Annotated in this window: 15 protein-coding genes and 2 pseudogenes; 14 read left to right on the top strand and 3 right to left on the bottom strand. The window is 61.8% G+C overall.

What is annotated here, in order from left to right; all coding sequences use genetic code 11:
- Positions 1-60 precede the first annotated feature (60 nt).
- Positions 61-834, bottom strand: coding sequence for an alpha/beta hydrolase (locus HU811_RS02825; RefSeq protein ID WP_186653811.1), 774 nt, complete (start codon positions 832-834; stop codon positions 61-63).
- 88 nt (positions 835-922) lie between these two features.
- On the opposite strand from HU811_RS02825, the gene HU811_RS02830 reads away from it, so the two are divergent.
- Positions 923-2,362 carry an HD domain-containing phosphohydrolase gene (locus tag HU811_RS02830; RefSeq protein WP_186653813.1) on the top strand — a complete coding sequence of 480 codons (1,440 nt, stop codon included), beginning with the start codon at positions 923-925 and terminating at the stop codon, positions 2,360-2,362.
- Positions 2,363-2,385: 23 nt separating this feature from the next.
- On the opposite strand, the gene HU811_RS02835 is transcribed toward HU811_RS02830, so the two are convergent.
- Positions 2,386-3,303 carry a LysR family transcriptional regulator gene (locus HU811_RS02835; RefSeq protein WP_186653816.1) on the bottom strand — a complete coding sequence of 306 codons (918 nt, stop codon included), beginning with the start codon at positions 3,301-3,303 and terminating at the stop codon, positions 2,386-2,388.
- A 159-nt stretch (positions 3,304-3,462) separates the two neighbouring features.
- Here HU811_RS02835 and HU811_RS02840 point away from each other — a divergent pair, with 159 nt between their 5' ends.
- The 7 genes from HU811_RS02840 (at position 3,463) to HU811_RS02870 (ending at position 10,186) form a co-directional block, all read left to right on the top strand.
- A complete protein-coding gene (locus tag HU811_RS02840; protein WP_186653819.1) occupies positions 3,463-4,239 on the top strand; it encodes an SDR family oxidoreductase in 777 nt (258 codons plus the stop codon).
- Between the two features lie 84 nt (positions 4,240-4,323).
- Positions 4,324-4,830, top strand: a complete 507-nt coding sequence (locus tag HU811_RS02845; protein WP_092396243.1) for an RNA polymerase sigma factor — start codon at positions 4,324-4,326, stop codon at positions 4,828-4,830.
- Complete coding sequence (locus HU811_RS02850; protein WP_186653821.1) at positions 4,827-5,753, top strand: FecR family protein; 927 nt, start codon at positions 4,827-4,829, stop codon at positions 5,751-5,753. Before HU811_RS02845 ends, HU811_RS02850 begins: the two co-directional genes overlap by 4 nt.
- A 131-nt stretch (positions 5,754-5,884) precedes the next feature.
- Complete coding sequence (locus tag HU811_RS02855; protein ID WP_186653823.1) at positions 5,885-8,284, top strand: TonB-dependent receptor; 2,400 nt, start codon at positions 5,885-5,887, stop codon at positions 8,282-8,284.
- Between the two features lie 228 nt (positions 8,285-8,512).
- Positions 8,513-8,815 carry an ArsR/SmtB family transcription factor gene (locus HU811_RS02860; RefSeq protein WP_092396249.1) on the top strand — a complete coding sequence of 101 codons (303 nt, stop codon included), beginning with the start codon at positions 8,513-8,515 and terminating at the stop codon, positions 8,813-8,815.
- Between the two features lie 62 nt (positions 8,816-8,877).
- On the top strand, positions 8,878-9,852 hold the full coding sequence (locus HU811_RS02865) for a zinc-dependent alcohol dehydrogenase family protein (protein WP_186653825.1): 975 nt from the start codon (positions 8,878-8,880) through the stop codon (positions 9,850-9,852).
- Positions 9,853-9,889: 37 nt separating this feature from the next.
- On the top strand, positions 9,890-10,186 hold the full coding sequence (locus tag HU811_RS02870; protein WP_186653826.1) for an antibiotic biosynthesis monooxygenase family protein: 297 nt from the start codon (positions 9,890-9,892) through the stop codon (positions 10,184-10,186).
- Here HU811_RS02870 and HU811_RS02875 read toward each other — a convergent pair whose 3' ends face one another.
- Positions 10,187-11,080, bottom strand: a complete 894-nt coding sequence (locus HU811_RS02875) for a LysR family transcriptional regulator (RefSeq protein WP_092396255.1) — start codon at positions 11,078-11,080, stop codon at positions 10,187-10,189.
- Between the two features lie 94 nt (positions 11,081-11,174).
- Here HU811_RS02875 and HU811_RS02880 point away from each other — a divergent pair, with 94 nt between their 5' ends.
- From HU811_RS02880 to HU811_RS27710, 6 genes and pseudogenes are all read left to right on the top strand, one after another.
- Positions 11,175-12,341 (top strand): MFS transporter, encoded by a 1,167-nt coding sequence (locus HU811_RS02880; RefSeq protein ID WP_092396257.1) that lies wholly within the window; start codon positions 11,175-11,177, stop codon positions 12,339-12,341.
- A gap of 272 nt (positions 12,342-12,613) precedes the next feature.
- On the top strand, positions 12,614-13,087 hold the full coding sequence (locus tag HU811_RS02885) for a carboxymuconolactone decarboxylase family protein (protein WP_092396259.1): 474 nt from the start codon (positions 12,614-12,616) through the stop codon (positions 13,085-13,087).
- Positions 13,088-13,133: 46 nt separating this feature from the next.
- Positions 13,134-13,508 (top strand): MerR family transcriptional regulator, encoded by a 375-nt coding sequence (locus tag HU811_RS02890; protein ID WP_186653827.1) that lies wholly within the window; start codon positions 13,134-13,136, stop codon positions 13,506-13,508.
- Positions 13,509-13,726: 218 nt separating this feature from the next.
- Complete coding sequence (locus HU811_RS02895; protein WP_092396263.1) at positions 13,727-14,827, top strand: ABC transporter substrate-binding protein; 1,101 nt, start codon at positions 13,727-13,729, stop codon at positions 14,825-14,827.
- Positions 14,828-16,115: 1,288 nt separating this feature from the next.
- Positions 16,116-17,165: pseudogene (locus HU811_RS27705) on the top strand (sensor histidine kinase); the annotation flags it as partial.
- Between the two features lie 213 nt (positions 17,166-17,378).
- Positions 17,379-17,714 (top strand): annotated as a pseudogene (locus HU811_RS27710) (response regulator transcription factor); the annotation flags it as partial.
- Positions 17,715-17,903 lie beyond the last annotated feature (189 nt).

Below are 17,903 nucleotides of genomic sequence, written 5' to 3' on the forward strand. Positions count from 1 at the left end.
ACGCTCCGTATCGATGCAGCGATTGAGTTTGCGGTGACCAGTGGCGGTGTTTCCCTGCAATCACTGCTCGCCAACGCTGTGCACTGCCTTAAGGATCACTGAGGCGACCTCGGCCGGCTTTGACTGCTGAGGAACATGGCTGGTGTGCACCTCTGCAAGGGTGGCACCGATACGCTTGGCGGCAGAGCGCTGGACGTCGGGGTGGATCATCCGGTCTTCTGTGGCGAGCAGATACCAGGATGGTTTGGTCTTCCAGGCCGACACGGTCGTTTTATCTTCGAAGGCAGATGCCTTGATGGGACCTTGCGTGGCGGTCATGACGGCGGTCTGCGCTGCCGGGAGATCCTGGGCGAAGTCCTTGGCCATGCCTTCTGGCGTCAAATAGAGGAAACCGTTGCCGTCGGCCTTGATCTGACTGATGCCAGGGGGCGTGGGGGCGCCTTTACCTTGTTCGCCGCTGGTTTGCCCGGCCTCTGGCGCGAAGGCGGCGACATACACCAGCGCGCTGACCTTCGGGTCGCTACCGGCTTCGGTAATCACGGTGCCGCCCCAAGAATGCCCGACGAGAACCACTTTGCCCTGCTGGTTGTTCAACGCGCGGCGCGTCGCGGCAACATCGTCGGCAAGCGAGGTGAGCGGGTTCTGCACAACCGTAACGGCCACCCCTTGGGCTTGGAGCAGCGGCACCACTTTGGCCCAATCGGAGCCGTCGGCGAACGCGCCGTGTACGATCACCACGGAGGGCGTTGTATCCTGCGCGTGACTGGCGCTTGCGATGAAGGCACCGGCCAGGGCAAAGGCGACGGTAGCGATTTTCGATTTGAATGTTTTCATTGGATGAGCTCCTGTTCGGGAGTTCAAATTCTGCGGACTGGCCTGCGATGTGGGCATCGGTCAATTATCCGACCCCGGGATATTTTTCATGGATAGTGCGTTGCAACTGGACATCTCCCTGGATGGGGCACTGGCGACGATCGCCCAGGTTGGTGACCTCAGCATGGGACAACCCCTCGGTCATTCCCGGCGCGTTGCCGCACTGGCGCGGATGTTGGCGCAGGCCCAGCACGGCGACGGTGAGCACCTGAGGGTAGCGGAACAGGTTGCCTTGCTGCGCTGGTCCGGTTGCACCGCCAATGCCGAAGGCTTTGCGGATCTGCTGGGCGACGACGTCGATGGCCGCCGCGCGATGCTCGATTTGACGCTGGGCAATGAGCAAATGAACGCGGTGCATCAGGCCACCCCGCTTGCCGTCGTGCACTGTGAGGTGTCTGGAGCCATCGCCAAAACTCTCCAGCTCGGTGCCGCCGTCGAGGCGGGCTTGTGTCGCGTGTTCGAAACCTACGACGGCACTGGCCGGCCGCTGGGCCTGACCCATGAGCACATTCCGGAGGTCGCCTATCAGGTAGTGCTTGCGGGTGATCTGGATATTCTCAGTCGTGCACACGGCCTGGACGCGGCGCTACGCTGGATCGGGGAGCAGTCGGATCGGCGCTATCCAGCGTCGCTGGTATCGTTGCTTCTGGGCAACGCAAAGGACTGGCTGGCGGATCTGGAAACGCTTTCGAAAACCGTTGAGCACGGGCATGAGCAACGTTGCGTCTCACTGACGTTGGTGGGAGACATCATCGACTTGAAGCTCCCGTGGTTGGCAGGGCATTCGCGGCAGGTGGCGCATGTCGCCGTGGAAGCTGCACGCCTGTGGGGGCTGCGTGAACCCACCTTGACAAACATTGGCAAGTCCGCGCTCATCTACGGTCTCGGCCGGGCAGCCGTTTCGAACCACCTTTGGAATACCGCAGGGACGCTGCCATATGGCGCTGCGGAGCGGGTGCGCCTTGTCCCTTACTGGACGCAACAGGCGCTTAGGCCTATCACTGAACTGGCCGTGCCCGCAACGATTGCAGCCCATGCCTATGAGCGGCTCAATGGCAGTGGCTATTTTCGAGGCGTGGCGGGTGATGCGCTGTGTGCCGAGCATCGCCTGTTCGCCGCCTCGGTAGCCTGGGTCGCGCTAAGGGAAGCCAGGCCATGGCGATCGGCCCACGGCGAAGCGGATGCCGCCAGGCTGCTCAAACAGGATGCTGGCAATGGCTTGTTCGACAACGATGTTTGCGACGCAGTCATTGCCGCCGCAGGTGGCGAGCGTCGAATGCGGCAACCGAAGGCTTCGTTGCTCACGACTCGCGAGTGCCGCATCCTGCTGGAAATCAGCCGTGGCGCCAGCAACAAGCAGGTGGCGCGGCTGCTGGACATCAGTCCGAGCACAGTTCGCACGCACATGGAAAGCATCTTTCGCAAACTGGAATGCTCGACCCGGGCAGCCGCTACCTTGAAGGGGCTGACACTGGGATTGATTGCCTGAGCCAGGCCTGGGTTAAGCCTGAATCAGGCGAGCCCATCCTGATCGGCTTGACTGGCGCGTGCCAGGTCGATGAATGCCTTGGCTGCCGCGCTGGGGTTGCGGCGGTTCGGGTAGTACAGGCACAGCTTGTCTCTGGGCGGTGTCCAGTCTTCGAGAATCCGCACGAACCGACCGGCGCGGATTTCGTCTTGAACGTCCTGCTCCATGAAAAAGCCGAGCCCCATGCCTTCCTGCACCACCACCTTGACCACGCTGGATTCATCCAGCGTAAGCGGCCCGTTCACATCGAGACGCGTCACTTCCCCGTCCCGCTCGAAATGCCACGGGAAAATCGCCCCATTGGGTAGTCGAACGCGGATGCATTGATGCTGGAGCAGCTCGGCTGGCGTTCGCGGTTTGCCGTGTTTTTCGAAGTAGGCCGGCGAACCGACCACCGCGTAGCGTTGCGGCTGCCCGAGAGGGATCACAATCGCGTCGTTCGGAACGAGGCTTGCTGAGCGCACGCCGAAATCGAAGCCGTCAGCCACGATATCCACCAGACGGCCTTCGGTGACGAGGTCGATGTGTACTTTCGGATGCTGCTGCAGGAACTCCATCACCAGTGGCAGGAGCGCCGATCGGGCAGCGCTGGCGAACGCATTGATACGCAGCGTGCCCGAGGGCCCGGCGTTATGCGATCGCACGGCATCGAGTGCCGCACGCAAATCCTGCAAGGCTGGCCCCACCTGCTCCAGAAATATCCTGCCCGCTTCAGTGATGGCCACGCTACGGGTCGTGCGATTGAACAGCCGCGATTCGAGGCGGGCTTCCAGTTGGGCAATGGTGTTGCTCAACGCGGTGGTGGAGATGTCGAGATCGATGGCGGCTTGCCGAAACGAACCCCTGCGTGCGACCGCTATAACAGCGTCCAGCTCACTGAGGGCGAAACGATCTTGATGCATGGATTGTCCTGAATTACGGGATTGGTCATAAAGGTTTGTCCCAGTTGAACAAACTATCTGTCAGGCAGCAAGATTGCTTCAGGAAATCCATCCAGGAGATTAGCGAATGAACCTTCAGCTTCCCGACGTCGTGCAGACGTACTTTGCGGTCAGCACGCCATGCTGAATCTAGGTTTGACTGGCAAGCGGGTCCTCGTCACCGGAGGCACCAAAGGCATCGGCAAGGCTGTCGTCGAGTTGTTACTGGCCGAGGGCGCGAAGGTCATTACCTCGGCCAGGCAGGTGGACGTGGAAATGCCGGGCGCTCTTCTGATTGCGGCTGATCTTTCCACCCGGGAAGGTTGTGACGTGCTGATCGCCGCGATCCAACAGCGGCTGGGTGGCGTGGACATAATGATCCACGTCCTGGGTGGTTCGTCGGCACCCGGCGGCGGTTTTGCTGCGCTGGATGAGGAACAGTGGCAACGAGAGCTCAGCCTGAACCTGTTGCCGGCGGTGCGTCTCGATCGCGCCTTGCTCCCGGGTATGCTGGAGCGCAAGGAAGGGGTCGTCATCCACGTCACCTCCATCCAGAGTCGGCTGCCACTGCCGGAAGCTACAACCGCTTACGCGGCGGCCAAGGCCGCGCTGTCGACGTACAGTAAAAGTTTATCGAAAGAGGTTTCGCCCAGAGGCATCCGCGTGGTTCGGGTTTCGCCGGGCTGGGTTGAAACCGAAGCGTCGGTGGCATTAGCCGAGCGACTCGCGCAGGAGGCCGGTACTGACTATCAAGGTGGTAAAGAGATCATCATGAAAGCACTTGGAGGTATCCCGCTCGGCCGCCCATCGACGCCTTCTGAAGTTGCTGACCTGATCGGTTTTCTGGCTTCGCCGCGAGCGGCATCTATCACGGGAAGTGAGTTTGTGATCGACGGCGGAACAGTGCCAACGGTTTAGCGAAATGTTGCAGGTGTCGCACTAATTGAAAGTCATTATCATTTGATATACTCTCGCGATTCCTCCTCGCTTGAGTCGTTTTGCGTGTCCTGGCCACCCGATCCTCATTCTGCTGACGGCGAGTTCGAGAGCCATTCGAGCGAGCTCCTGCGCTTCCTCACACGGCAGGTGAAGTGCGCAGAACTGGCGGCCGACCTGCGCCAGGAGACGTGGTTGCGCTTTCGCCGGCGCGAGTCCGGAAAGGAGATCGGCAATCTTCGCGCTTTCCTCTACCGCATCGCGCGCAACCTGATCATTGACTACCGCCGTCAGCAAAAGTCGCGCCCTGTGGAGGAGGAGATATCCATCGAATTGGTCAGTGCCCAGCCGGGTCCGGAGCGAGCGGCAAGCGACGCCCAGCGCCTGGAGCTACTGCAGCGCGCAGTCCAGGGTTTGCCACCGCATCTGCGTCAGGCGTTGTTGTGGAATCGCCTGGACGGGCTGACCCAGCGTGAGATCGGCGAGCGCCTGGGGGTCTCGGAAAGCATGGCCGGACGCTATATCCTGAAGGCCCTCGAACACTGCCAGCAGCAGATGGACCCGCAGCCGTGACTCATCCTTCGCTTCTCGATCAGGCCCGGCAATGGCAGGTGCTGCTGCATTCTGGTCGCGCCACCGCTGCCGATCGCGATGCCGCGCAGGCCTGGCGCCAGGCGGCGCCCGAGCACGAGCAAGCATTGCGAGAGGTGGAAGAGCTGTGGTCGTTGCTCGGCCAGATAGAACGTCCGGCCGAGCAGCCTCAGGTGCGCGTGATGCGGCGCCATCGACGTTGGGCGCCTCCGCTGGCCTGCGCCGCGATGCTGTTGCTTGCCCTGTGGCTACCGCGCGGCACCTGGATTGGCCTGTATGCCGATATCAGCACCCAGCCGGGCGAGGTGCGCGAGTTGCGTCTGGCAGATGGTTCGCTGTTGACCCTCAACGGTGATTCGGCGCTGGACTGGCAGTTTGTCGACGGTCGCCGCGAGGTGAGGTTGTACCGCGGCGAGGCGGATTTCCAGGTAGCCCATGACCCGGCTCGGCCGTTCATTGTCAGTGCCGGCGAGGCGCGCATACGCGTCACCGGCACGCGCTTTGATGTGCGTCTGGAGGAGGGCGGTGTCGACCTCGCGGTCAGCGAGGGCCGAGTGTTGGCCTCCAGCGAGGGGCATGAACCGCTGCCGGTGGTCGGCGGGCAGCAGGTGCAGTGGCGGGACGGGGAGCTGCAGGCGCCGCAGGCTTTGGATGCGCGCCAGCGCTTGGGCTGGCAGCGCGGCAAGCTGATATTCCGCGACCGGCCACTGGAGCAAGTGTTTGCCGAGCTCGAACGCAGCCAGTCTGCGCGCGTGCTGTTTGTCGACGAAGCCGCTCGCAGGCTACAGGTGACCGGCGTGTTCGCCCTTGACGACCCGCAGGCGGTGTTAAGTGCTGTCGAAACCACTTTGCCTGTGCGTCTGGTGCGTCTGCCGGGATTGATTCTGGTTGCGTCACGCCGCTGAGACTCGCACCGCGCCTGGGTCTTCAAGAAAACAGAAAATATTTAGGCGGCGATGGTTCAGAAATCATCGGCGCCTTCGTCTTCTGTTCCTGCAAATGCGACTTCTTCGTATTGACAGCCAAGGACATCAGCATGCGGTCGACCCCCTTCCTTGCGGCGCTAGCCGCTTTCCCCCTGGCCATGGCTGCCGCACAGGCGCAAGCCGTCGAGCTCGACGTGCCCGCCCAGCGGCTTGACGCGGCGCTCGTGGATTTCGCCGAGCAGGCCGACGTGCGTCTGCTCTATGACGCCGGCCTGACCCGTGGCAGCGGCGTGGTGCAGGCGCTCAAGGGCGACTATTCGGTGGTCGACGGCCTGCAGCGGTTGTTGGAGGGCAGTGGCCTGTCATTCCAGACCGGCGACGACGGCACCATCACGCTGGTGCCGCTGCCCGAACAGGGCGTGTTGGAGCTGGGCTCGACCACCATCAGCGGGCTCGCCGAAGGCCGTGTCGACCTGCCGGCCGAGTACGCCGGTGGGGAGGCGGCGCGAGGTGCCCGCATCGGCGTGCTGGGCAATCAGGACATGCAAGATGTGCCCTTCGCCTTCTCCAGCTACACCTCCGAGCTGATTGAGAAGCGCCAGGCGCAGACCCTGGCCGATGTGCTGGCCAGCGATCCGGGCGTGCGTCAGTCGTTCGGCTTCGGCAACTTCTCCCAGGTGTTCGTCGTGCGCGGGTTCCAACTGTTCAGCGACGATATTGCCTTCAACGGGCTGTACGGCATTTTGCCGCGACAGATCATCTCCACCGAGTCGGTCGAGCGGGTCGAGGTGTTCAAGGGGGCCAACGCCTTTGTCAATGGCGTATCGCCGTCGGGCAGCGGTGTCGGCGGGGCGATCAACGTGGTCTCCAAGCGTGGCGAGGACACCCCCACGCGCAGCGCCACCCTGGACTATGCCAGCGACAGCCGAGTAGGAGGGCACCTCGACCTGGGCCAGCGCTTCGGCGAGGACAACCGCTTCGGCGTGCGGGTGAACCTGGCCCAGCGCGAGGGCGAGACCGCGGTGGACGATGAGCACTCGCGCTTCAGTCTGGCCACCCTCGGCCTGGACTACCGCGGCGACCGTCTACGCCTGTCTGCGGACCTCGGTTACCAGAAGCAACGGGTCAATGAGGGGCGCACGGTGGTCTATCTGACCACGACGGGGCCGACCAGCACACTCAACGGCAAGACGCCGTCGGCACCAGACTCCGACCACAACTATGCACAACCGTGGAGCTGGTCGCAGCTCGAAGACACCTATGGCATGTTCAGCGCCGAGTACGACCTGTCGCCCACGTGGACCGCCTACCTGAGCGCAGGCGGCAAATACACGCGGGAGAACGGTGTCTACGCCTCCAACTACGTCTACGCCGCGAACGGCGACGCCCGCATCGGCCGCCTCTATTCGCCGCTGGACCAGGAGACCCTGAGCGCCGTCACGGGGCTGCGCGGTGAACTCACCACCGGGCCGGTCAGCCACCGCCTCAACCTGGCCGCCAACGGCATCTGGCAGGAAAAGCGCAACGCGTTCGAGTCCACTGCGGCGGGCAGTCGCGGCTTCGGCAATCTGTATCAGGGCCAACCCATCGCCGAGCCGCCGGCCACCAGCATCTCCGGCGATATTCACGACCCGGACACCACCGCCAAAGTGCAGAACCGCAGCCTGGCGCTGTCCGACACCCTGGGCTTGCTCGACGACCGCGTGCTGTTGACCCTGGGCGTGCGTCGCCAGTCCATCAGCTCCGATGCCTGGAGCGCGGCCAGCGGTGCCCGCACCTCCAACTATCAAGAAAGTATCACCACGCCGGCCTATGGCCTTGTGATCAAGCCCACCGAGTTTCTGTCGCTCTATGCCAACCGCGTCGAGTCTCTGCAGCAGGGGCCGACCGCACCAGTCGCCGCGCTCAACAACGGCGAGATGTTCGCGCCCTATCGCTCCAAGCAGACCGAGGTGGGCGCCAAGCTCGATTGGGGTACCTTCGGCGGCAGCCTCAGCCTGTTCCGCATCGAGCAGCCGCAGGGCGTGCTCGGCGGCGATGGCTACTACCGGGTGGATGCCGAGCAGCGCAATCGCGGCGTAGAGCTGAGCCTGTTCGGCGAGCCGCTGGACGGCCTGCGTCTGCTGAGTGGCGCCACCTGGACCAAAGCCGAACTTAGCGGCACCGCCGGCGGTCGCGACGATGGCAACCAGGCGGTGGGTGTGCCGAAATTCCAGTTCAATCTGGGTGCCGACTGGGATGTGCCCGGCTTGCCCGGAGTGAGCCTGAACGGCCTGCTACTGCGCACCGGCGGTCAGTTCGTTGACAGCGCTAACGAATACAGCATCCCCGCCTGGACCCGTGTCGACCTCGGCGCGCGCTATCGGACGCAACTGGAGGGCCGCGGGCTGACCTTCAACGCGATGCTGGAGAACGTCGCCGACGAGAACTACTGGGCCTCTGCCAACGGTGGCTATCTGACCCAAGGTGCGCCGCGCACGCTAAAAGTGTCGGCCACCGTAGATTTCTGAAGTTACCCAGGATAAAGAGGGCGCCGTTGCAAGCCGTGTGAACACGCTAAAGGCGATCTCACCAGATGCTCTGAGAGGCTGCATTCGCGGCCTCTGTCGTCGATGCTGCGATTATTGCGCCAGAACCCGCCGCTCGGTCTGGCCGACGAAACCGTTGGCAATTCAGATCCCAAAAATTACTTTAATCTCTTGTATTGACATATCGGTAAATCTCGATATTCTAGGCGCATGGAACTGATCGAAATATTCAAAGCACTCTCAAACCCTACGCGTCTTGCAATCCTGAAAGGTTTGAAGGATCCGGCAAAGAACTTCCCTCCGCAGGATGAAGGTGACGTTCTCACGGTCGGCGTCTGCGTCAGTAGCATTCAAGAAGGCATCGGGCTGTCGCAGTCTACGGTGTCCGGTTATCTTGCTACGTTGCAACGAGTGGGCCTGGTTGAAGTCAGGCGCATCGGTCAGTGGACCTACTACAAGCGCAATGAAGCGACCATCAGTGCGCTGGCCGAGATCATAGGGAAAGATCTGTAATTTTTTTACCGTAAGATATCGAAATATCTCGATATCCCTTTTTGTCGATGCGAGGATTTACCATGAAAGCGATGATACTGAAATCATTTGGCGGCCCGGAGTCGTTCGAACTCAGCGACGTGCCCAAGCCCGTGCCGGGTGCGGGACAGGTCCTGGTGCGTGTACACGCCACCTCTATCAACCCGTTGGATTATCAGGTTCGACGTGGCGACTATGCCGACCTGGTGCCACTGCCGGCCATTACCGGCCACGACGTATCGGGCGTTGTCGAAGAAGTCGGGCCGGGTGTGACGAGCTTCGCTCCAGGAGACGAAGTCTGGTACACCCCGCAAATTTTCGACGGCCCAGGCAGTTATGCCGAGTACCACGTGGCGGCCGAAAGCATCATCGGGCGTAAGCCGAAATCACTGAGCCACCTTGAGGCAGCCAGTCTGACCCTGGTTGGCGGGACGGTGTGGGAAGCACTGACCGTGCGAGCGGCGCTCAGAGTGGGGGAGAGCATTCTGATCCACGGCGGCGCGGGAGGCGTAGGGCATGTCGCGATCCAGGTGGCAAAAGCCATTGGAGCGCGGGTCTTCACGACCGTGCGCGAAGCAAACTTTGAGTTCGCACGCCGCATGGGTGCTGATGTGCTCATCGACTACGAAAAGGAGGATTACGTCGACGCCATCCTGCGGGAAACCGACGGCCACGGCGTGGATGTGGTGTTCGACACCATCGGCGGCGACACCCTGACGCGTAGCCCCGACGTGCTCGCCCAACTCGGTCGCGTGGTCTCGATTGTGGACATTGCAAAGCCGCAAAACCTTGTTCAAGCCTGGGGCAAGAACGCCAGTTATCACTTCGTTTTTACCCGACAAAACCGCGGCAAACTGGATGAGCTGAGCGCATTGGTAGAGCGCGGTCAACTGCGCCCGCACGTTGGCGCGGTCTATTCGCTGGCCGACCTTGCACTCGCCCATGCCCGGTTGGAGAGCCCCAACAACGGCCTTCAAGGGAAAATTGCGATTGCAGTCGAGCCATCGCTCATCCCGTAACAGTCCTTAACCGTTTAAGTCTTTTTTGGAGGACGTCATGATCTATGAAATCGCTTTGCTCCCCGTTCACAAAGAACGCATTGAGCGTTTCAAACGTGCATTTGCTGATGTCGAACCGTTGCTCAAACGCGCAACGGGTTACGGCGGCCACATGCTTGCGCAAGGCATCGAAACGCCCCAGGTACTTAACCTCATCGTGCGCTGGCGCTCGCTCGAAGACCACAAGGGCTTCGAAGCGAGTGAAGACCATCAGGTGTTCATGACAGGTTTAGAGGAATATTTTTCGGAAGAACCGACGGTCTATCATATTGAGGGGGGCAGCTTTGCGAACTGACTACATCCGGTGATGTTCCAGCAGGAAGTCCACGAACAACCGCACCCGCGCCGGCATTGCCGAACCCCCTGCGAACACCGCATGGATGGGTTCTCGGTCGCCTGGGTTCCAGGCTTCCAGCAGCGGTATCAGGTCACCGCGTTGCAGATCTTCGCTCACGGTGAATTCGCCGATACGCGCAATGCCGGCACCGACTCGCGCGAGTTGTGCCAATGCTTCACCACTGCTGCATTCGATGTTGCCGCTGACCTTCAGGGAAAACTCCCTGGCGTCGCGGATGAACGGCCAGTTGGGTTCGGCACGCCGGAAGTTGAAGCGCAGGCAGTTGTGGCGTAGCAGGTCTTCCGGTTCCTGGGGGATGCCGTGGCGCTGCAGATACTCGGGCGATGCCACCACGACCTGGCCGGTGTCGCCGATCCTTCGTGCGGTCAGCGGGCTGTCGGGCAGATGGCCAAAGCGTACCGCCACGTCGGCCTGGCCGCCGAGAATGTCGACCACTTCGTCGCCGAGGGTGAGGTCGACGACGATGTTCGGGTAGCGGGCGCTGAATGCTGCCACCAAGGGAACGATGGTCTGCCGCCCATGGCCGAGGGCGGCGCTCACCCGCAAGCGGCCCCTGGGCACGCCCTGGTCGGCGATGGCTTCTTCGACCTCGTCCATGTCGGCCAGGATACGCCGGGCGCCGCGCAGGAAAGCCTCGCCCTCGGCGGTGAAGGTGATCGCTCGGGTGGTGCGCAACAACAGGCGAGTGCCAAGACGTTGTTCGGTACGCGCGATGATCCGACTGACCGCCGAGGGTGTCAGCCCCAATGCACGCGCGGCGGCTGACAGGCTGCCTTCCTGCGCCACGGTGGCGAACACACTCATTTCACCCGACCTGCCGTTGAAATCCATTTGTGCCTCTTACGCAAAGGTGATTGCCAAAAATACTATCTACCGCCTGAAAAGACCGGATCGTAGCATTGGCGGCATAGATAAGGAGCCTTCCATGCGTATCAATCCACCGCTTGTCGCACTCGCCATAGGTGCCTTTGGCATCGGCGTTACCGAGTTCGCCCCCATGGGCATGTTGCCGGGCATCGCTGCGGATCTCGGCGTTTCCATCCCCGCCGCCGGTTTGTTGGTCAGTGCCTACGCCCTGGGCGTACTGCTCGGCGCGCCACTGATGACCCTGACCACCGGCAGGATTCCCCGGCGCTACCTGCTGATCGGACTCATGGCGATTTTCACCCTGGGTAATCTGATGTCAGCCTTGGCCACCGATTACTACAGCCTCATGGTCGCCAGGGTAGTGACCTCGCTGAACCACGGTGCATTCTTTGGCGTCGGCTCCATCGTCGCCGCCAGCGTGGTCGCCCCAGAGAAGCGGGCCGGGGCGGTTGCAGCCATGTTCATGGGCCTGACCCTGGCGACCATCGGCGGTGTGCCGCTGGCCACCTGGTTTGGCGAACTGTTCGGCTGGCGCACGGCATTCTGGGGGATCACCGGCCTCGGCGTGGCGACCATGATCGCGTTGTGGTTCGCCCTGCCCAACCTGCAGGCGCCGAAAGGCGTCGGTGTACTGGCCGAAATTCGGGTGCTGGGTCGTGGACCGGTGCTGGGGGCATTGGCCCTGACCGTAGTCGGCTCGGGTGCAATGTTTACCGTCTTCACCTACATTGCGCCGATCCTCAGCAGTGAGACCCATGCGTCCACCGCCTACATTACCGCCATGCTGGTGCTGTTCGGTGTGGGGTTGACGCTGGGCAACATGTGGGGCGGCAAGGCCGCCGACCGCTCGATAGATCGCACCCTGATCGTTTCGCTGAGCGTGCTGATTCTCGTCTTGCTGGCGTTCACCGTACTGATGCGTTGGCCGCTGCCGGCCGCCGTTGCCATCCTGATATGGGGTATCGCCAGCTTCGCCCTGGTGCCGCCGCTACAGATGCGCGTCATGGAAGCTGCCAAGGACGCACCCAATCTGGCCTCGGCGGTGAATATCGGCGCCTTCAACCTCGGCAACGCCATTGGTGCGGCGCTGGGCGGAGCGGTGATCAATGCCGGGCTGGGTTATCCGGCGATTTCCCTGGCTGGAGCGGCAATGGCGGGTCTGGGGCTGTTGATGGTGTTGGCTTTTGCCTGGCGTTCCAGAACGATTGCAACTGCGGTGGTGTGACGATGAAGTGAGGGGGCTGTGAGTGTCCATTGATCAGTGACGGCTAGCGCCCATCGCAGCCATTCGCGAATGCTCAACATGCTCCCCCAATCCGCGAAACGGCCAGAAGCAGGGGTTGGCGTACAGAAAACAGGCTTGTCCCCCTTTAACTGCGGGCCCCTTTAGCTGAAAGCAACTGGCGCTTGACTTAGAGCGCGCTCTAACCAATAGCCTCCTTGTTGCACCGCCAAAACGGCCAGGTCCGTTGCGCGGCTTAAACAAGGAGACAGGTCATGACATTAAAAAAACTGAGCGCTGTAACCGGGCTCGTGCTTTCAGCAATCGCAATTCCGGCGTCGGCAGCTGAACCGGATAGTCGACGAGTGAAAGGGGCCGAAACCCTGGAAAGAATCACCGGGACCGCCGGCAACAACGTGGTCAAATCGCTTAGCGATATCTCGCCCGAGTTGGGTGAATGGATAGTCGATTTCGCCTATGGTGATGTGTTTTCCAGACCTGGTGTTGCTCTGTGCACACGCGAGCTGGCAACCATCGCGGCCCTCACCGCATTGGGGAATGCGCAACCTCAACTCAAAGTGCATATAGAAGGGGCGCTGAATGTGGGTTGCAAACCTGAGGAAATCGTTGAAATCATCATCCAGATGGCGGTGTATGCTGGTTTTCCAAGCGCGTTGAATGGCATCAGCGCAGCGCGGGAAGTGTTTGCCAAACGAGGCATCAAAATGGTTGCCGCATCTCCTGAGTGAGCGGGACTGGTGCATTACCGAACACCGATGGTCAAGGATTGTGCTTATGAACGCCTACCAGACGATTGACCAAGTCGCCAAGCGCACTGGCCTCACGGCCTATACCCTGCGCTACTACGAACGCATCGGCCTGTTGGCACCAGTCGCCCGTGCGGCCGGCGGGAAACGGCTTTATGCGCCGACTGATATGGCGTGGCTGGAGTTTCTGCTGCGTTTACGCACCACTCACATGACCATCGGCAAAATGCAAACATTCGCCAAACTGCGCAGCGCCGGGGATTCAACGATCGCCGAACGCCGCCAGATGCTGGAGAGCCATTTACAGGATGTACAGGCCGAAGTTGCTGCCATGCAAAAGGCCGTTGCTGCACTACAAGTCAAGATTGACCATTACCGTGCGCTTGAGGCAGGGAACAGTTGAGCCAACACCATGGTGTGAGCGCAACGGGCATGTTGAGACTATGCTGATAGCCACTTCATTAGCATTTGCGCGAGACACTCGATTGGGCCGCTAGAGGAAGCCTGACGACGATCTCCAATCTGCACACCGGTTTCTGCAATCAGATAGAACAGTCGATCCAGGCTGTCGGCGGGGCAGGTGGATGACTTTTGGTACATCCCAAGGACGTGGAGAGCAGTATGAGCACTAAACGGATCCACAAAGTCTTGTGGCGACTCGCCGGCTGCGTGACCGGGCTGGCGATGGTTGCTGCCAATCCAGCCCAAGCTGCCGACGGCGGCATCGCCGGCGGCCCTACCTCAAGCTATAGCATTGCTTTCAGTAACTCCTACGCTGGCAGTGATTTCCGCAAAGTGATGGTGCGCAACTGGCAGGAGGTTGCGGCCCAAGCACAAAAGGATGGCTTGATCCGCGAGGCTTCGGTGGTCAGCGCCAATAACTCGGCGGCGGAACAGGCGGCCCATATCCAGGACCTGATCGTCAAAGGCGTGAACGCCATCGTCATCCTGGCCGCGTCCGACACCGCACTCAACGGGGTGATCCGCGATGCGTGCAACGCCGGCATCGTGGTGGTCGTCATGGCCAGCCTGGTCAGCGAAGGCTGCGTCTATACCGTGGATTACGACTGGTCCGCCATGGGCCGCGTGGAAATGGATTACATCGCCGAGCGCCTCAAGGGGAACGGCACGCTGCTGGAGATCCGCGGCATTGCCGGTGATGCCACCGACAAGAACATCAGCGACGGCATTCGCAAGGCCGCCAGCGACTATCCGGGCCTGAAATTCGCCAAGACCGTGTACGGGAACTGGACAGCGTCCGTCGCACGCAAAGAGGTGGCGCTGGCCTTGCCGTCGCTGCCCAACATTGATGCCGTCGCGACTCAGGGGGGCGACGGTTATGGCGCGGCCATGGCGTTCAAGGCGGCGGGGCGCCCTTTGCCGATCATTGTGATGGGGAACCGTCAGGACGAACTTGCCCTGTGGAAACAGGAGCGCGATGCCAATGGCTACGAGACCGTCTCGGTCTCGGCCTCCCCAAGCGTCTCCCAGGTGGGCTTCTGGGTGGCCCAGCAGATTCTGGCGGGCAAGCAGGTGCCGAAGTTCGTCGAGGTGCCGCTGGTACGCATCGATGCGAAAGACCTGGACGCCTGGCTCGCCACTATGCCGGTGGGCGGCGCCGCCAATCCTTTCTACAGCCAGGCTTCCGTTGCGGCGATGATCGACGCGGCGGTCAACCATACGGCGCCGCCGGCGCCTTTGCCGGAGGTGACGAAGCAGTAGTGGTGGGCGGGGAGCGAGGAGGCGAGGCGACGTGCTGACATTCAGGCCCACCACGGACAGGCCTATTGCCGTCAGGATCGGGCTGGCGGTCGCCGCACTGGTGTTTCTGATGCTGGCGGTATCGCTAGTGAACCTTTATGGCCTGCGAGGCATGGTTCGTTCGGTGGATTCGGCCAGCCATTCCGCAGAAATACTGGCCTCGGTCAACGGGGCCACCGAGCGGGTGGAAAACTTCATCGCCACCCGCGACCAGGAAAGCCTCTCCCAGGCCGAAGGCATGGTGGCGACGGCTATCGCTGGCCTTACCGCCATTGCCGTGGCAGAGGCGCAATCGCTCAAGGGTGGACTGGACAGGCTCGCCGCGGCGATCGCCGCTTTGCGGGCGGCGACCCTGACCATGGATGGCGAAACGGAGAACATGACAGCCCACTACGGCCGGATGCGAGAAGCGACGATCCTGGTCGAACAGGGCATTGCCGATGGGCTGAAGGGGCTTGACGCCCGCACCGCTGAGCACCAGGCGCAGGTGAGCAACATTGAAAGCGCCCATCGCATCCTGGATATCCTACGCAACGGCGAACGGATCATCATCGCCAATGTGGCCAAGATGCTGGTGACCGGTGATGGGGCGGCCGCGGCGCGCAACGCCTGCGCGGCACTCCCGCCCGTGGTCGAGCAATTGCGCGAGGTGATGGGGGAACCGCAGGAAAGAGAGACCCTGGACCAGTTGGCGACGGCGGTCGTTGCTACCTGTGTGACGGTGGAGCACCTTGGTGAGGCGCCCAAGGTGCGGGAAGGCGAGGCGTTGCGGCAGCTCGCCGTCGTCGGGGATGTGGTCGAGCACCTCGAGGCAATGTTGAGTGAGGTGGATGGACGCGTTGCTCATGACGCAAGCGACATTCAGGCAGCCACCGGTTTGCTGAACAATGCCGCCGCGTTGTCCAAGCGTTTCGCCGAGCGTGTAGCCACCCTTGAGGCGCAGACCTTGTCGTTTCGCCTCTCACCGTCAGCCGAGGTCGCCAGCTCTGTCGGCCACATCCTTGATGAACTCTCCCGTCTCGCGCGCGTTCTCCCTTCGTCCGTGGGGCTACAAGCCAAGGCTACGCCCCTGACGGTCAGCGAACAGATTGCCGGCTACCGGGCGGCATTCGCCAGGTTCCATCTGGCGAGCAACGCCTTGAGCGACGCGCGCGACCAGGTTCGCGACGAGGCACGCAGCGCCGGCCAGTTGGTTGCGCGCTTCGCGGGTCAAGCGCGTTCCGACGCCTTGGTCCACAATGATCGCGGCATGCTTGCAACGATAGTTGCCGGTACCATCGCCATCCTGCTAGCCGGCGCCATCGCCTGGAGCACGTCGCGATTTGTCGCACAGCCCATCGTGGCCCTGGCCTCGGTCATGCGCAGGCTTGCGGCCGGCGACCTGAACGCCGAGATCGCCAGCGCCGGACGCGGTGACGAGATTGGAATCATGACCCGCGCCGTACGGGTGTTCCAGGAGAATGCCCTGCGCATCCGGGTGCTGGAGGCTGAGGCCGAAGCCGAACGACAGCAAGTCCAGGCGTCCTTGGAGAGAATGGTCGCCGAACGGACCGACACACTGCACCAACAGACCGAGGTGCTGGAGGCACAGGCCGTCGAGCTCATTCTGGCGCGCAACCAGGCCGAGACGGCTAACCAGGCAAAGAGCGATTTCGTCGCCACGGTCAGCCACGAACTGCGCACCCCCCTGACCCTCATTCTCGCCCCCCTGGAGCAGCTCTCGGCAGCGACCATCCCGCCGGCGGACTGGCATGTGCAAATCGACCGCGCCCAACGCAATGCGCTGCGCTTGATGAACCGGGTGAACGACATCCTCGATTTTTCCAAGGCCGAGGCGGGCAAGTTCGAGTTGTGTGCCTCGCCAGTTGATTTGAACAAGATGGTGGGAGTGCTGGCCGAGGATGCCGCCATGGTGGCCGAGGGCAAAGGCTGCACCTTAACCAGCAGCATCGATCCTGCGCTCGGCACGGTGTTCCTGGACCCCCGACACTTCGAGAAAATTCTTCTCAACCTGGTGAGCAATGCCATCAAGTTCACGCCCGCTGGCGGCACCGTGCACCTGGCAGTGACGCTGATTGATGGCGAGCGTTTTGAACTCGCGGTGCAAGACTCGGGGATCGGCATTGCGCCTGACAAGCTGCCGTTGCTGTTCCAGCGTTTTTCCCAGATCGACAATTCCGCTACGCGCCACTACAGCGGTACAGGCATCGGTCTGGCCCTGGTCAAGGATCTAGCCGAACTGATGGGGGGCGAAGTCGGCGTCAACAGTGAGCCTGGACGGGGTTCGTGCTTCTTTGTTCGACTTCCGCTGGGGGCCGAGCCAAACACCGTGCTGACCGAAGCCAGCAATATGCAGGAGCGATCGTCATCGAGCACAACAAGCACTATTGAGCAGCGCCTCCTGCGTTTCGACGACGGCCACCAAGGCAGTCGCATCGACCAAGTCGCGACGCAAGGCGCGGGCGACGAGCAGCACCCGGAACACGCCTTGCGATCCAGAGTGCTGGTGGTCGACGACAGCCCGGAAATGCTCAGCTATCTCAGAGAACTTTTGCAAAACGATTACATCGTCGCCACCGCAGTTGATGGAGAGCAGGCCTGGGCACTCCTGCAGCGTCGCCCCATCGATGTGGTCGTTTCGGATGTAATGATGCCGAAACTCGATGGCTTTGGCCTGACCGCCAGAATCAAAGCCAGCGCCGGTTTTGCCCACTTACCGGTGATTCTGGTGACCGCCCGTGGCGGTAGCGAGGCCTGCGTCTCCGGGCTGGAGAGTGGCGCCGATGACTATATCGCCAAACCCTTCTCACCGCTGGAACTCATGGCTCGCGTACGCGCGGCGCTACGCATGAGCCAAGTGCAAACCGAACTGCATGCAAAATCCCGTCAGGCGGGCATGGCCGAAATCGCTACGACTGTGCTGCACAACGTCGGCAACGTCCTCAACAGCGTGAACGTATCGGCAGAACTGGTCAGCAGCCTGATGCGCACCTCCAAAGCCCAAGGGCTGGGCAAGGTGGCTCAGATGATGAACGAA

The sequence above is a fragment of the Pseudomonas tehranensis genome (assembly GCF_014268615.1).
Lineage (GTDB): Bacteria > Pseudomonadota > Gammaproteobacteria > Pseudomonadales > Pseudomonadaceae > Aquipseudomonas > Aquipseudomonas tehranensis.

What these genes read in the sequence shown, in the direction of transcription:
- HU811_RS02825 (WP_186653811.1), bottom strand. Translation starts at nt 834, where the DNA reads ATGAAAACATTCAAATCGAAAATCGCTACCGTCGCCTTTGCCCTGGCC.
- HU811_RS02830 (WP_186653813.1), top strand. Translation starts at nt 923, where the DNA reads ATGGATAGTGCGTTGCAACTGGACATCTCCCTGGATGGGGCACTGGCG.
- HU811_RS02835 (WP_186653816.1), bottom strand. Translation starts at nt 3,303, where the DNA reads ATGCATCAAGATCGTTTCGCCCTCAGTGAGCTGGACGCTGTTATAGCG.
- HU811_RS02840 (WP_186653819.1), top strand. Translation starts at nt 3,463, where the DNA reads ATGCTGAATCTAGGTTTGACTGGCAAGCGGGTCCTCGTCACCGGAGGC.
- HU811_RS02855 (WP_186653823.1), top strand. Translation starts at nt 5,885, where the DNA reads ATGCGGTCGACCCCCTTCCTTGCGGCGCTAGCCGCTTTCCCCCTGGCC.
- HU811_RS02860 (WP_092396249.1), top strand. Translation starts at nt 8,513, where the DNA reads ATGGAACTGATCGAAATATTCAAAGCACTCTCAAACCCTACGCGTCTT.
- HU811_RS02865 (WP_186653825.1), top strand. Translation starts at nt 8,878, where the DNA reads ATGAAAGCGATGATACTGAAATCATTTGGCGGCCCGGAGTCGTTCGAA.
- HU811_RS02870 (WP_186653826.1), top strand. Translation starts at nt 9,890, where the DNA reads ATGATCTATGAAATCGCTTTGCTCCCCGTTCACAAAGAACGCATTGAG.
- HU811_RS02875 (WP_092396255.1), bottom strand. Translation starts at nt 11,080, where the DNA reads ATGGATTTCAACGGCAGGTCGGGTGAAATGAGTGTGTTCGCCACCGTG.
- HU811_RS02880 (WP_092396257.1), top strand. Translation starts at nt 11,175, where the DNA reads ATGCGTATCAATCCACCGCTTGTCGCACTCGCCATAGGTGCCTTTGGC.
- HU811_RS02885 (WP_092396259.1), top strand. Translation starts at nt 12,614, where the DNA reads ATGACATTAAAAAAACTGAGCGCTGTAACCGGGCTCGTGCTTTCAGCA.
- HU811_RS02890 (WP_186653827.1), top strand. Translation starts at nt 13,134, where the DNA reads ATGAACGCCTACCAGACGATTGACCAAGTCGCCAAGCGCACTGGCCTC.
- HU811_RS02895 (WP_092396263.1), top strand. Translation starts at nt 13,727, where the DNA reads ATGAGCACTAAACGGATCCACAAAGTCTTGTGGCGACTCGCCGGCTGC.